Here is a 13,990-nt window from a genome sequence, read left to right as displayed (position 1 = left end):
GGGCGTGGACTATTTCACCATCCACGCCGGTGTGCGCCTGCACCATGTGCCGCTGACCGCCAAGCGGGTCACCGGTATCGTCTCCCGCGGCGGCTCCATCATGGCCAAGTGGTGTCTGGCCCACCACACAGAGAGCTTTCTCTACACCCACTTCGAGGACATCTGCGAGATCATGAAGGCCTACGACGTGGCCTTCAGTCTCGGTGACGGCCTGCGCCCCGGCTCCATTGCCGATGCCAACGACGCTGCCCAGTTCGGCGAGCTGGAAACCCTCGGTGAACTCACCAAAATCGCCTGGAAACACGACGTCCAGGTGATGATCGAAGGCCCCGGCCATGTGCCCATGCACCTGGTGAAAGAGAACATGGACAAGCAGCTGGCCTGCTGCGACGAGGCGCCCTTCTACACCCTGGGGCCGCTGATCACCGACATTGCGCCGGGCTATGACCACATCACCTCCGGCATCGGCGCCGCCATGATCGGCTGGTTCGGCTGCGCGATGCTGTGTTATGTCACTCCCAAGGAGCACTTGGGGCTTCCCAACAAGGACGACGTCAAGACCGGCATTATCACTTATAAGATCGCCGCCCATGCGGCCGATCTCGCAAAGGGGCACCCGGGTGCCCAGATCCGGGACAACGCCCTGTCCAAGGCCCGCTTCGAGTTCCGCTGGGAAGACCAGTTCAACCTGGGCCTGGACCCGGACACCGCCCGTGCCTACCACGACGAGACCCTGCCCAAGGAATCCGCCAAGGTGGCGCATTTCTGTTCCATGTGCGGTCCCAAGTTCTGCTCCATGCAGATTTCCCAGGAGGTCCGCGAATACGCCCGGGACAAGGGCATCGAGGAGTCCGCTGCTGTCGATGAGGGCATGAAGGAAATGTCCGAGCAGTTCCGCGCCAGCGGCAGCAAGCTCTACGACAAGGTGTAACCGGTGGGGACCGATGCCCGGGCGTGAGCCCGGGCATCGGGACTTGAAACCCGCGCCTGTGGCCAGCTATTGTTCTGCTTCATCGAATCCGAAGCAGGGCACCCATGTCAGACCAGACTCCTCCCTTCCAGTTTTCCGAGCAGGATGTGGACATCCAGCACCGGGAAACCGTGTTCGAAGGCTTTTTCAGCATGGAGAAGCTGACGCTGCGGCATGCCCGTTTTGCCGGCGGTATGACCGAGAGTTTCACCCGGGAGCTGTTCCTGCGGGGCGACGCCACCTGCGTGCTGCCCTATGACCCCCAGCGTGACGAGGTGGTGCTGCTGGAGCAGTTCCGGCCCGGCGCCCTGGGCCGTGACCAGTCGCCCTGGCTGCTGGAGCTGGTGGCTGGCATGAACGAGGCCGGCGAATCACCGGCGGAGGTGGCCCGTCGCGAAGCCGAGGAAGAAGCCGGCCTGGAATTCCAGACCCTGGAGCACATTCTCGATTACCTGGTGTCCCCCGGCGGTACCACCGAGATGGTGCACCTGTTCTGCGGCCGGGTGAAAACCGAATCCGCCGGCGGCCTTTACGGTCTCGAGGCAGAGCATGAGGACATCCGCGCCCACGTGTTTTCCGCCGATGAGGCCCTGGCCATGGTGGCGGACGGTTCCATCAACAATGCAGCCGGCATCATTGCCCTGCAGTGGCTGCAGATCAACCGGCCCCGGCTGCGTCGTGAGTGGACCTGACCATGCGCGAGTGGACCATGAAGAAGCGCCGCTATGTGCCGGACCTGCGTCGTCTCGGGGCGCTCTGTGAGGGCAACTACCACCGACTTGAGCGGCTGCGCAAACTGGAGTCCGACCAGCCCGAGCAGGCGGAGTTCGAGCTCCATAAGGGCGACACCTATTTTGGCCGGGTCCGGATACAGGTACTGCAGACCGCCCGCTTCACCGAGACCCTGCTGCTGGAGCAGGTGCACAACCCCGGCCGCTGGCTCAACAATCCCCAGTTGACGGTCCGTGTCTATCACGATGCCGCCATGGCCGAAGTGATCAGCTGCTACCGAGACCACCGGATCGCGGCGGTCAACGACTACCCCAACCGCTACATGCACCACCCGGATGAGAAAGTCCAGGTCAACGCCTTTCTGGCGGACTGGCTGGATTTCTGCCTGCGCTTTGGGCATGCGCCCCTCGCCCTGCCGGGCTGGCCCGGCGCCGACGGGGTCGACGAAGGTTGAGAGTGGACGAAGGTTGAGAGTGGACGAAGGTTGAATGGCGGTCGCATCCAGGGTGAGTCACAGTTCGTAAAATGGTTGTTCGCGGCCCAAGTGTGAGGGAAGCCTGGCGGGAGTGTGATGGGGATTCTGGAAACCATCCAGGATTGGCTCTACTCTCGGCCCAGCCCTAGACCAGATAACGGACGATATGACCCACGACCACGACCACGACCACGACCACGACCGACAGGCCCTGCAGGTGCTGCAGCTCACCGATCCCCACCTGATGGCGGATCCCGATGGCGAGCTTCTTGGTGTCAACACCCGTGCCAGCCTCGACGCCGTGGTGGCGGCGGTCAAGCAGTCGGGCTTCAGCCCGGACCTCATTCTGGCCACCGGCGACCTGGCCCAGGACGGCACCGAGGCCGCCTACCGGGCTTTCGCCGAGCGCCTGCAGGCGTTCGACTGCCCGGCGATCTGGATGGCCGGCAATCACGACCATCAGACCAACCTCAACCGCGCCATGGCCGGCACCGACAGCAATCGTCGCCATTTTGTCGCCGGCGGCTGGCAGTTCGTGGCGCTGAATTCGGCGGTGCCCGGTCAGGTGCATGGGGAGCTGGCTGAAGAGGAACTGGCGTTTCTGGAATCGGCCCTGGCCAGTGAACCGGAGTTGCCGGCACTGGTGACCCTGCATCACCACCCTGTGGACATCGGCTGCGACTGGATGGAGAGCATCGGCCTGCGCAACCGGGATGCTTTCTGGCAGGTGATTGACCGCCATCCCCAGGTACGGATCGTGTTGTGGGGCCATATCCACCAGGAGCTGGACCAGACCCGCAAGGGGGTCCGCCTGCTGGCCACTCCCTCCACCTGCATCCAGTTTGCCGAGAACGCCCGCAAGTTCGCCGTCGCCGACATGCCGCCGGGTTACCGCTGGTTCAGTCTGCGGCCTGACGGTGGCTTCGACACCGGGGTGGTGAGGGCGGTGCAGTTTTCCTATCAGCTGGACATGGAAAGTACGGGCTACTGAGCCCGGCTTTCGGACTTTCCTGCCGACCTGGCCTTTTCATCCGCTCGACATCCGGTAAACTGCCCGGAAATACCCGCCGAGGAAGCTGGCCATGAGCGATATTCCACAGGATCTCAAGTACATCGAAACCCACCAGTGGGTACGGGTCGCCGACGACGGCACCGCCACCGTGGGCATCACCGATTTTGCCCAGGAGCAGCTCGGCGACGTCGTCTACATCGGCGTACCGGACGTGGGCGTCACGGTTACCGGCGGCGAGGAAGCCGGCGTGGCGGAATCGGTCAAGTCCGCCTCCGACGTTTTCAGCCCGGTCACCGGGGAAGTGCTGGCGGTCAACGAGGCCCTGGAGGACGAGCCCGAGATCGTCAACGAGGATCCCTACGGCGAGGGCTGGCTGTTCCGGGTGAGGCTGTCGGACCCCGGTGAGCTGGATGGGCTGATGGACGCGGAGGCTTACGCCGCCCACGTCGACGCCGAAGCTTGATCAGGATCCGCCGCAACATGCCCCCGGCTGGGGCCTATCCGGGAAGAACACCATGAAGTTTCCGCCATTATACCTGCGCAAAGGCGCCGAGCGCCGGCTGCGGGCCGGGCACCTCTGGGTCTACAGTAACGAGGTGGACACCCAGCGCTCGCCGCTGACTGCGTTCGAGGCCGGCAGCCAGGCCGAGCTGAGGTCCTCTGCCGACAAACCCCTGGGCACGGTCTTCATCAATCCTCACGCCCTGATCTGCGGTCGCCTGATCAGCCGCGATGCGGACCAGGGCATGACGCCGCAGCGCCTGTCACAGCGCATGGAGCTGGCGCTGTCGCTACGTGAGCGGCTGTTTTCGGAGCCTTTCTACCGCTGGGTTTTTGGCGACAGCGACGCCCTGTCCGGCCTGGTGGTGGACCGGTTTGGCGACGTCGTGGTGGTGCAGATCTCCACCGCCGGCATGGAAACCATGAAGGAAGCCATCGGTCGCGCCATCCAGCGCCTGGTGCATCCCCGTGCGATCGTTTTCAAGAATGACGGCAAGATGCGTTCGGTGGAGGGTCTGGACAGCTACACCGAGGCGTTTGAAGGCGAGGTGCCGGACCTTGTGCGGGTGCGGGAGAATGGTGCCGATTTTGATGTGCCGCTGGCCGGAGGCCAGAAGACCGGCTGGTTCTACGACCACCGGGTCAATCGCCAGCGCCTGCAGGCCTATGCCCCGGGCAAGCGGGTGCTTGATGTGTTCAGCTATGTCGGCGGTTGGGGCATCCAGGCTGCCAGCGCCGGTGCGGCCCACGTGACCTGTGTCGACAGCTCAAGCCAGGCGCTGGACTCGGTCCACCACAATGCCGGACTCAATGGCTTGAGCAACGTGGAGACCCTGGAAGGGGACGCCTTTGCGGCCTTGAAGGCGCTTTGCGACGAGAAGGAGAAGTTCGACATCGTGGTGCTGGACCCGCCGGCCCTGATTCCGCGGCGGCGCGACCAGAAAGCCGGCGAGCAGGCCTATGCCCGGCTCAACCAGCTGGGCTTGCGGCTGCTGGACCGGGAAGGGCTGCTGGTGTCGGCGTCCTGCTCCATGCACCTTTCCCAGGCGGCGCTGCTGGACATCATCCGGGCCAGCGGGCGCAAGATTGACCGTTTCGTACAGTTGCTGGAGCAGGGCCACCAGGCCCCCGACCATCCCGTCGTGCCGGGCATCCCGGAGACCGACTACATCAAGGCCTGTTTCGTCCGTTCACTGACCGGCTTCCTCTGAGCCCTCCGGGCTGGCGGTCTCATCGGCTGTCAGCTCCGCCCGCAGTTGCGCCAGCAGGCTGCGGGCCTCGCTCACCCGCTCCATCCCGGGCAGGCCGTCGGTCCCGGCCAGGGCCTCCAGACGCTGGCTCAGGGCTTCGACCCGCTCGGTCAGCGTGGCCGTGGCCCGCTCCGGCAAAAGCTCCGGCAGCCAGGTGCCGTGCCAGGCCACCAGCTGCGATCGCAGGAAGTCGAAATCGCTGCGGGCAAAGGCAGAGTGCCAGACCGGCATGCCATTGCGGTCCTCGCCGGTGGGATTGGCCTGCCACCGTGCCAGCGGCTGGTCGATCATTACGTCCAGGGCTTCGGCCAGCGACTCCCCGGCCTGGCCGGGCTCGGCGGCCACCGCCGCCAGTGCCTGGGTGAGGGCCACGCGGTTGTTGTAGGCGCACAGCCGGGCCACATCCCGGGGCAGGGCGAAGGCAATCAGACGCAGCAATTCAATGCGCCGGCTCCGGGCATCCACCTGGTCTTCCGGCAGTGAATCCGGGCGCTGGAACAGCTGGGCGCGGAATTCCGGGCGAGGGTCAATACCGCCCCAAAGCAGAACTTCCAGCGGGTGAAAGCCCAGGGTGGCGTAGAAGAAATCGGTGGACTGGTGTTCCTCTTCGAGGAACGCCGGCGTCAGGGGGACTTCCGAGTACACCAGGCCGCTGCGGGGGTAACCCGGTACCCGGTCCAGGTAGCCAGGCAGGATCGGATGGGCGTCGACGGGGTCGCGGTCCTGGGCGATCTGGGGCGGGTTCATGTGGGCCAGCTGGTAGGCCACCAGTGCCTGGCCGTAACTCTGGTGGGAGGCCTGCCACTGCTGCCGGGCCGCCACCAGGTGCTCAGCGGTGGGTGTTTCCAGAAAGCGGGTGATCGCGCCCCGCAGGGTTCCCGCTGCCTCGCAGGCCGCATCGGTCTCCCTGGTAACGGCTTGTTGCAGGCTTTCCGGGGCCTGGATATCCACCGGTGGCGCAATCACCGGCGGCGATGCCGGCTCCTCGCTGCAGGCGGTCAGCAGGGCGGTGGCGGCAAGGGCAAGAGTGCCTGCAATCAGTCTGGTCATAACGTCTGCTCAGTCCCGCAGCGACAGGATGGTCCAGCCCCGGTCACGGGCGTAGTCCGCCAGGGTGGGGTCCGGGTCCACGGCTACCGGGTGGCTGACCTGTTTGAGCAGGGGCAGGTCGTTGTGGGAGTCGCTGTAGAACCAGGCACCGTTGAGGGTCTCCTGGTGGTGTTCCAGCCATTCCCGCAGACGGGTCACCTTGCCCTCCTGGAAACTGGGCACGCCGGCTACAGCGCCGGTGTAGCGGCCATTGACCATTTCCGCCTCGGTGGCAATCAGATGGTCGATCTCCAGCAGGGTGGCAATGGGCTCGGTGACAAAGCGGTTGGTGGCGGTAATGATCAGCAGGGTATGGCCCTGGCGGCGATGATCGTCCAGCAGGTCCTTGGCCTTGGCCAGCATCATGGGTCGGACCTTGACGTCGAGGAACTTCTCGCGCCACTGCTGGAGCTGCTCCGGCTCGTGCCGGGACAGGGGTTCCAGGGCAAAACTCAGGTAGCGGTAAATATCCAGCCCGCCGTTGAGGTACTCCTGGTAGAAGCGGTCATTGGCCTGGCGGTAGTGCTCGGCATCGACGATGCCCTCCTCAACGAGAAACTCGCCCCAGGCATGGTCGCTGTCGCCGGCCAGCAGGGTGTTGTCCAGATCAAAAATCGCAAGCGTCAACGGTGTCTCCTCCTGGGGATGGACGGCTGGGAGTGGCTTACAGGATGGTCATACTAGCACGGTGAAAAGCGATCAGCTGTGTTTGCCGAAGATTGGTGTTTCTGTAAGAATGAAGGCAACTTGGAGATAAGACCGACTTTTTGATAGAGGACTGTGCCGTGATCGATTCAGACGGTTTCAGACCCAATGTCGGGATCATTCTGGTCAACCACAGGGGCGAGGTCCTCTGGGCAAGGCGCATAGGACAGGATTCATGGCAGTTCCCCCAGGGTGGCATCAAACATGATGAGTCACCGGAGGAGGCGCTCTACCGTGAGCTGGCCGAGGAAGTAGGCCTGACCGCAGGCGATGTGGAGATCATCAGCTGCACCCGTGGCTGGTTGTGCTATCGCCTGCCCCGCCGGATGGTGAGACACAACTCCCACCCGGTCTGTGTGGGGCAAAAACAGAAATGGTTCCTGCTGAGGATGCTTTCGCCGGACGAGCAGGTATGCGTCGACGGCAGTGATACACCGGAGTTCGACGGCTGGCAGTGGGTCAGCTACTGGTACCCGTTGGGTCAGGTGGTGTCGTTCAAACGTGAGGTCTATCGGCGGGCCCTGCGAGAGCTGGCCCCCAGGCTGTTTCGCACCATGGAGCAATGGCCGCGCCCAGACGGCCGCTAAGTCTCCTGGCCCAGAGGAGCCCGGGAGAGAAAGGGTGCCAGCGCACCCGGTTCTCTGATCAAGGGCTCCCTTCAATAACGGATTAAGCCGGCATGCTCAGCACACTGCGAAGTATCGTACAAGAAGTGAACGGTGCCCGGGACCTGCAGGAAGCCCTGGATATCATCGTTTCCCGTGTGCAGGGCGCCATGAATACCGAGGTGTGCTCGGTCTACCTGCTGGACCCGGAAACCAACCGCTACATCCTGATGGCCACCGAGGGGCTCTACAAAAAGGCCATCGGCAAGGTCAGCCTGGCCCATTCCGAGGGCCTGATCGGCCTGGTGGGTTCCCGTGAGGAACCCATCAATCTGGAGGATGCGCCTTCGCACCCCCGCTACCGCTATTTCCCGGAAACCGGCGAGGAGCGCTTCAGTTCCTTCCTGGGCGTGCCCATCATTCACCATCGCCGGGTGCTCGGGGTGCTGGTGGTTCAGCAGCGGGAGAACTCGCGCTGCTTCGACGAGGGTGAGGAAGCTTTTCTGGTCACGGTGTCGGCCCAGCTGGCCGGTGTGATTGCCCACAGTGAAGCCACCGGGGCCATCAGCGGTCTGTCGCTGACCGGCCGGGAAGCGCGGGACGTGAGTTTCAAGGGCGTTGCCGGGGCGCCGGGTGTGGCCATTGGCCAGGGCGTGGTGGTGTATCCGCCGGCGGACCTGGACGCCGTACCCGACAAGCAGACCGAGAACATCGACCAGGAACTGACCCTGTTCGAGGGCGCCGTTACCTCGGTGCGTGAAGACATCGAGCGGGTTGCCGAACGGCTTGCCTCCCAGCTGCGGCCGGAAGAGCAGGCGCTGTTCGAAGTTTACCTGCGCATGCTGGACGACAACGCTCTGCCGGGCGAGGTGGTCAACCGGATCCGCGAAGGCAACTGGGCGCAGGGCGCCCTGAAGCAGGTGGTGCAGCAGTACGTGCGGCATTTCGAGATGATGGGCGACCTCTACCTGCGGGAACGCGCTGTCGACATCCGCGACCTGGGCCGGCGCCTGCTGGCCCATCTGCAGGAGGGCGACCATCAGGAACTGGCCTACCCGGAACGCACGGTGCTGATCAGCGAGGAGCTGACCCCGGCGATGCTGGGCGAGGTGCCCCGGGGCCAGCTGGTGGGTCTGGTCTCGGTACGGGGCTCGGGCAACTCCCATGTGGCCATCCTGGCCCGCGCCATGGGTGTGCCTACGGTCATGGGCATGGTGGACATCCCGGTCAACCAGCTCGACAGCAAGGAAATGATCGTCGACGGCTTCGAGGGCCAGATCTTCGCATCGCCGTCCGCCGAGCTGCGCTCCTACTATCAGGAGATCTGCGAAGAGGAAGACGCCCTGTTCCGCGGCCTCGAGGCACTGCGGGACAAGCCCTGTGAGACCACCGACGGCCATCGGGTCTCGCTGCTGGTGAACACCGGCCTGATGACCGACGTGGTGCGTTCGCTGAACCACGGTGCCGAGGGCATCGGCCTGTACCGCACCGAAGTGCCCTTCATGATCAAGGAGCGCTTCCCCTCCGAGCAGGAGCAGCGGGAGTATTACCGGGAACAGCTGGAGGCTTTCGCGCCCAGCCCGGTCACCATGCGCACGCTGGATATCGGCGGCGACAAATCCCTGAGCTATTTCCCCATCAGCGAGGAGAACCCCTTCCTGGGCTGGCGGGGTATCCGGGTCACCCTGGACCATCCGGAAATCTTCCTGGTGCAGGTGAGGGCCATGCTGAAGGCCAGCGAGGGCCTGAACAACCTGCAGATCATGCTGCCGATGATCAGCAATATCTCCGAGGTGGAGGAGTCGCTGCACCTGATCTATCGGGTCTATCACGAGGTCAGGGAGGAGGGCTACAACATCCATATGCCCAAGGTGGGGGTGATGGTGGAGATACCCGCTGCGGTCTACCAGGTTCGCGAACTGGCGGAGCGGGTGGATTTCCTGTCGGTGGGATCCAACGACCTGACCCAGTACCTGCTGGCGGTGGATCGCAACAACCCCCGGGTGGCGCAGCTCTATCATTCCTACCATCCGGCGGTGCTGCAGGCACTGGTGCGTATCGCCCACGACTGCCATGCCGTGGGCAAACCGGTGAGCATCTGTGGTGAGCTGGCGGGCGACCCCGGCGGCGCGGTACTGCTCATGGCCATGGGCTACGATGCCCTGTCCATGAACGCCGCCAGCCTGCCCAAGGTCAAGTCAGTGATCCGCAGTATCGGCCGCGACTGGGCCGCCCAGCTGCTGGAGGACATCCTGCTGCTGGACTCGCCCCACGTGATCAAGAGCTGTGTCGATCTGGCCCTGCGCAGCGCCGGTTTCGGCCGCTATCTGCGCCCGGGCCGCAGCTCCGCCGACGCCCTCAGCCAGGCCCAGTAGGCTTTCCGGGCGGGTAACGGCGCCCGGACCGCCGCCAAAGCAGGTGCCCTAGCAGTTTAGGGTGTGTACTCTAGGAGCCATTGCTAGGCTAGAAGTATTGAGGCCGGCCAACGTGGGCCGGTGCCAAATCCTCTGACGATGGTCGACCCATGAAGGCAGCCAGCACAAACATCAAACCCAGACCCCGGATCGGACTCGCTCTCGGCGGCGGTGGTCCACTGGGCGGAATCTACGAGATTGGTGCCCTGAGGGCCCTGGATGAGGCTCTGGACGGCATCGACTTCAACGACATCGACGTCTACGTAGGGGTCAACGCCGGCTCCTTCGTGGCCGCCAACCTGGCCAACCAGATGACCACCGCCCAGCTGTGCCGGATCTTCGTGCGCAACGAGGCCGAGGTTCATCCCTTCCATCCGGAAGTCTTCTATCGCCCGGCGCTGCGGGAGTTCGGCAGCCGTCTGCTGGCGGTGCCGGGGCTGATGGCCAGCGCCATCGGCCGTTTCGTCAACAATCCCTACGACCAGAGCCTGCTGGAAGCCCTCACCATCCTGGCCCAGGCGGCGCCCGCCGGGCTGTTCGACAACGAGGCCCTGCACGAGTACCTCAAGCGCGCCTTCACCATGCTGGGCCGTACCAACGATTTCCGCCAGTTGCGCCGCAGCCTCTATATTGTGGCGGCGGATGTGGAGAGCACCGAGGCGGTCTGCTTCGGCGCCCCGGGCTTTGACCATGTGTCCATTTCCAAGGCGATCCAGGCCAGCATGGCCTCGCCGGGTCTCTATGTGCCGGTGGATATCGATGGGCGCTATTATGTCGACGGCACCCTGCGCAAGGGGCTGCACGCCTCGGTGGCCTTCGAGGACGGTGCCGACCTGGTGTTCGCGGTCAACCCCCAGGTGCCCATAGACGCCAGCGAAGCGGTGCGCTCCGGCTCCATGAAAGCCGGCGCTCTGACCCGCTCCGGCATGCCCAACCTGCTGTCGCAGATGTTCCGGACCATGGTCTACTCGCGGATGCAGTCCGGCATCGCCCAGTACGGTCGTGACTACCCGGACAAGGATATCCTGCTGTTCGAGCCCACCCGGGACGACGCCAAGCTGTTCTTCGCCAACGTGTTCAGTTTCCAGTCCCGGCGCATGGTCTGCGAGCACGCCTACCAGATGACCCGGCGGGATCTGCTGGAGCGGGCCGATGAGCTCGAGCCCAGGCTGGCCCGCTACGGCATCAAGCTGCGGCGGGACCGGCTGGAGGACGAGCAGCGTACCATCAGCACCAGCCTCTATGGCGAGATGCTGCCGCTCTACGTGGCCAAGGGCCGGCGCAAGCGCGCCGAGAAAGGGCGGATCAGCAGCAGTCTGGACAATGTCACCGAGCTGATCCAGAAGGCGTTGTAACCTCCGACTCCGCCGCAGTGGCGGTCAGGCCGGCAGCGCCTCAGGGCTGGAATTTCAGGACCTGGGCGTCGTCACGGCGACCGCCTTCCCGTTCCAGCCTCTCCAGATAGTCCTGCCAGAACTCGGACTGCCGCTCTCCCAACTCCCTCAAGTAGTCCCAGCTGAACAGGCCGGAGTCGTGGCCATCGCTGAAGGTGAGCTTGAGGGCGTAGTTGCCCACCATCGCCGCTCCGGTCACCAGCACGTCACGCTTGCCGGTCTGCAGCTTGCCCGGACCATTGCCATGGCCGCGCACCTCGGCGGAAGGGGAGTAGACCCGAAGCAGCTCGAAAGGCAGCTCGTGCACCTTGCCATCGGTGTATTCCAGCCGCATCAGGCGGCTCTGCTTGCGGATCTTGATGTCAACGGGGCGGGGTGTGTCGCTCATGATGGTGGTCCAGGGCAGTAGGGCAGGCTCCGGCCGCCGGCCGGAACCCGGTATGGTCAGAGAATGTAGCGGCTCAGGTCTTCATCCTCGGACAGCTCGCCCAGTTTCTCGTCCACGTATTCGGCGGTCACCTGGAAGCTGTCGGTGACGCCGTCGCCGGCCTCGAAGGACAGCGTCTCCAGCAGCCGCTCAAGCACCGTGTGCAGACGCCGGGCCCCGATGTTCTCGGTGGTCTCGTTGACCTTCCAGGCCACCTCCGCAATGCGCTCGATGGCGTCATCGGTGAAGGTCAGGGACAGGCCTTCGGTGCCCATCAGGGCTTCGTACTGCTGGACCAGGGACGCGTCGGGTTCGGTCAGGATACGCTTGAACTGTTCGGTGGTCAGCGCCTGCAGCTCCACCCGGATCGGCAGCCGGCCCTGCAGCTCGGGAATCAGGTCCGAGGGCTTGGACAGGTGGAAGGCACCGGAGGCAATGAACAGGATGTTGTCGGTGCGGATCATGCCGAACTTGGTGCTCACCGTGCTGCCCTCGATCAGCGGCAGCAGGTCCCGCTGCACGCCCTCGCGGGAAACGTCGGCGGAGCCGGTTTCCGAGCGCTTGGCCACCTTGTCGATCTCGTCGATGAAGACGATGCCGTTCTGCTCCACCGCCTGAATGGCCTTTTGCTTGATCTCTTCCTCATTGACCAGCTTGGCGGCTTCCTCGTCGCGGACCCGTACCATGGCATCCGCCACCTTCATCTTGCGGGTCTTGCGCCGCTCCGAGGACATGTTGGAGAAGATGTTCTGGAGCTGGTTGGTCATCTCCTCCATGCCCGGTGGCGCCATGATCTCCACACCGGCTCCGGGGTTCTTCAGTTCGATCTCGATTTCTTTGTCGTCCAGCTGGCCTTCCCGGAGCTTCTTGCGGAACAGCTGACGGGTGGAGGAGTCCTCGGCCGGCCTGCTGTCCTGCTCGAACGAACGGGCAGGCGGCAGCAGGGCGTCCAGGATGCGGTCCTCGGCGGCGTCCATGGCACGATGCTTGTGGCGCTGCATTTCCTTTTCCCGCAACAGTTTCACCGCCATGTCCGCCAGGTCCCGGATGATGGACTCCACATCCCGGCCCACATAGCCCACTTCGGTGAACTTGGTGGCCTCCACCTTGAGGAAGGGGGCGTCGGCCAGTTTCGCCAGGCGCCGGGCGATTTCGGTCTTGCCCACACCGGTGGGGCCGATCATCAGGATGTTCTTGGGGGTGATCTCGTCACGGAGCTCGCTGTCCAGCTGCATCCGGCGCCAGCGGTTGCGCAGGGCAATGGCCACGGCGCGCTTGGCTTCGTCCTGCCCGACGATGTGCTTGTTCAGTTCGTGGACAATTTCACGGGGAGTCATTGCAGACATGATTGCTCCGGGTCAGTCGTTGGCGGACAGCACTTCGAGAGTACGGTTGTGGTTGGTGTAGATGCAAATGTCGGCGGCGATATCCAGGCCCTTCTCGACAATCTCGGCGGCGCCCAGTTCGGTGTTCTCCAGCAGTGCCCGGGAGGCGGCCTGGGCAAAGGGGCCGCCGGAACCGATGGCGATCAGGCCCTGCTCCGGTTCGATCACGTCGCCGTTGCCGGTGATGATCAGGGAGGCGGTCCTGTCGGCTACCGCCAGCAGGGCTTCAAGGCGTCGCAGGGCCCGGTCCGTGCGCCAGTCCTTGGCCAGCTCCACCGCCGCCCGGGTCAGGTTGCCCTGGTGTTTCTCCAGCTGGGCTTCGAAGCGCTCGAACAGGGTAAAGGCATCGGCGGTACCGCCGGCAAAACCGGCGATCACCTTGTTGCCGTACAGGCGGCGAACCTTGCGGGCATTGCCCTTCATGACGGTGTTGCCGAGGGAAACCTGGCCGTCGCCACCCATGGCAACGGTATCGCCGCGCCTTACCGAAAGAATCGTGGTCATGTCTGCTCCAGAGGCCGGAGGATGAATGGTCCATCGATAATGGCGCCAGGGCGGCGTTTTTCAAGTGCCGTCAGTGACCTGGCCGTTCCGGACAACAGTTGAGGCAGCTGGCCTGGTGCCGGCCCGGTCAACCCTGCTTCTTGGGGATGCGCCGCACCAGCGGCTGGATGTTGATGGCCACCAGCTTGTCGATGGCAGCATTCATCTGGCTGCGGCTGTCAAAGGGGCCCACGTTGACCCGGTACCAGGTGGAGCCGTTATCCAGGTCGATACGGTCGACCCGGGCTCGTAAGCCCTGGAAGGCAATCTGGGCACGCTGGCGTTCAGCGTCCTGATGGCTGCGGAAAGAGCCGGTCTGGACCAGGTAGCTGGTATTGGGGTCGGCCGGGGCCGGGCTGTACTCCTCCACCTTGGGGGGGACCACCTCGGAATCCGGCAGTATGTCGTAGAAGCGGAAGCCGCCGTCTTCCTTGGCGGTGGGCGCGGGGGTCTTTGGCGGCTGCTTGGCGGGCGCGGTGACTGCCGGC

General features: G+C 64.4%; 15 protein-coding genes. 9 read left to right on the top strand and 6 right to left on the bottom strand.

All coding sequences use genetic code 11. The features are described from left to right. From thiC to R3280_RS12990, 6 genes are all read left to right on the top strand, one after another. Positions 1-931, top strand: a 931-nt coding sequence (gene thiC / locus R3280_RS13015; protein ID WP_318999041.1) for a phosphomethylpyrimidine synthase, incomplete at its 5' end; no start/stop codon positions are given. A 104-nt stretch (positions 932-1,035) separates the two neighbouring features. After that, positions 1,036-1,662 (top strand): NUDIX domain-containing protein, encoded by a 627-nt coding sequence (locus R3280_RS13010; RefSeq protein WP_318999040.1) that lies wholly within the window; start codon positions 1,036-1,038, stop codon positions 1,660-1,662. A gap of 2 nt (positions 1,663-1,664) precedes the next feature. Continuing rightward, positions 1,665-2,156 carry a DUF1249 domain-containing protein gene (locus R3280_RS13005; RefSeq protein WP_318999039.1) on the top strand — a complete coding sequence of 164 codons (492 nt, stop codon included), beginning with the start codon at positions 1,665-1,667 and terminating at the stop codon, positions 2,154-2,156. 187 nt (positions 2,157-2,343) lie between these two features. Next, on the top strand, positions 2,344-3,168 hold the full coding sequence (cpdA, locus tag R3280_RS13000; RefSeq protein WP_318999038.1) for a 3',5'-cyclic-AMP phosphodiesterase: 825 nt from the start codon (positions 2,344-2,346) through the stop codon (positions 3,166-3,168). A 91-nt stretch (positions 3,169-3,259) separates the two neighbouring features. Further along, complete coding sequence (gene gcvH / locus R3280_RS12995) at positions 3,260-3,652, top strand: glycine cleavage system protein GcvH (RefSeq protein WP_318999037.1); 393 nt, start codon at positions 3,260-3,262, stop codon at positions 3,650-3,652. A gap of 52 nt (positions 3,653-3,704) precedes the next feature. Further along, positions 3,705-4,901 (top strand): class I SAM-dependent rRNA methyltransferase, encoded by a 1,197-nt coding sequence (locus tag R3280_RS12990; protein WP_318999036.1) that lies wholly within the window; start codon positions 3,705-3,707, stop codon positions 4,899-4,901. Here the strand turns inward: R3280_RS12990 and R3280_RS12985 are convergent. Together R3280_RS12985 and R3280_RS12980 are read right to left on the bottom strand one after the other, a co-directional pair. Next, the gene (locus R3280_RS12985; RefSeq protein WP_318999035.1) at positions 4,881-5,990 is read right to left on the bottom strand and encodes an imelysin family protein; all 1,110 of its coding nucleotides are present in this window, start codon (positions 5,988-5,990) and stop codon (positions 4,881-4,883) included. The two genes, R3280_RS12990 and R3280_RS12985, sit on opposite strands and share 21 nt — an antisense overlap. 9 nt (positions 5,991-5,999) lie before the next feature. Next, positions 6,000-6,656 carry an HAD family hydrolase gene (locus R3280_RS12980; RefSeq protein WP_318999034.1) on the bottom strand — a complete coding sequence of 219 codons (657 nt, stop codon included), beginning with the start codon at positions 6,654-6,656 and terminating at the stop codon, positions 6,000-6,002. A gap of 158 nt (positions 6,657-6,814) precedes the next feature. On the opposite strand from R3280_RS12980, the gene R3280_RS12975 reads away from it, so the two are divergent. From R3280_RS12975 to R3280_RS12965, 3 genes are all read left to right on the top strand, one after another. Next, positions 6,815-7,321 (top strand): RNA pyrophosphohydrolase, encoded by a 507-nt coding sequence (locus tag R3280_RS12975; RefSeq protein WP_318999033.1) that lies wholly within the window; start codon positions 6,815-6,817, stop codon positions 7,319-7,321. A gap of 92 nt (positions 7,322-7,413) precedes the next feature. Next, the gene (gene ptsP / locus R3280_RS12970; protein WP_318999032.1) at positions 7,414-9,714 is read left to right on the top strand and encodes a phosphoenolpyruvate--protein phosphotransferase; all 2,301 of its coding nucleotides are present in this window, start codon (positions 7,414-7,416) and stop codon (positions 9,712-9,714) included. A 149-nt stretch (positions 9,715-9,863) separates the two neighbouring features. Continuing rightward, the gene (locus R3280_RS12965) at positions 9,864-11,108 is read left to right on the top strand and encodes a patatin-like phospholipase family protein (RefSeq protein ID WP_318999031.1); all 1,245 of its coding nucleotides are present in this window, start codon (positions 9,864-9,866) and stop codon (positions 11,106-11,108) included. 40 nt (positions 11,109-11,148) lie between these two features. Here the strand turns inward: R3280_RS12965 and R3280_RS12960 are convergent, their stop codons facing one another. The 4 genes from R3280_RS12960 to R3280_RS12945 form a co-directional block, all read right to left on the bottom strand. Beyond that, positions 11,149-11,535, bottom strand: a complete 387-nt coding sequence (locus R3280_RS12960) for a DUF971 domain-containing protein (protein ID WP_318999030.1) — start codon at positions 11,533-11,535, stop codon at positions 11,149-11,151. 56 nt (positions 11,536-11,591) lie between these two features. After that, on the bottom strand, positions 11,592-12,920 hold the full coding sequence (gene hslU, locus R3280_RS12955; RefSeq protein ID WP_318999029.1) for an ATP-dependent protease ATPase subunit HslU: 1,329 nt from the start codon (positions 12,918-12,920) through the stop codon (positions 11,592-11,594). Between the two features lie 12 nt (positions 12,921-12,932). Further along, positions 12,933-13,463 carry an ATP-dependent protease subunit HslV gene (gene hslV, locus R3280_RS12950; RefSeq protein WP_318999028.1) on the bottom strand — a complete coding sequence of 177 codons (531 nt, stop codon included), beginning with the start codon at positions 13,461-13,463 and terminating at the stop codon, positions 12,933-12,935. A gap of 127 nt (positions 13,464-13,590) precedes the next feature. Beyond that, a partial coding sequence (locus tag R3280_RS12945; protein ID WP_318999027.1) for an SPOR domain-containing protein occupies positions 13,591-13,990 on the bottom strand: 400 nt, incomplete at its 5' end.

Source organism: Marinobacter sp. (genome assembly GCF_033722195.1).
Lineage (GTDB): Bacteria > Pseudomonadota > Gammaproteobacteria > Pseudomonadales > Oleiphilaceae > Marinobacter.
The sequence above is the reverse complement of the archived record's forward strand: the minus strand, read 5'-3'. Positions and strand labels throughout refer to the sequence as shown.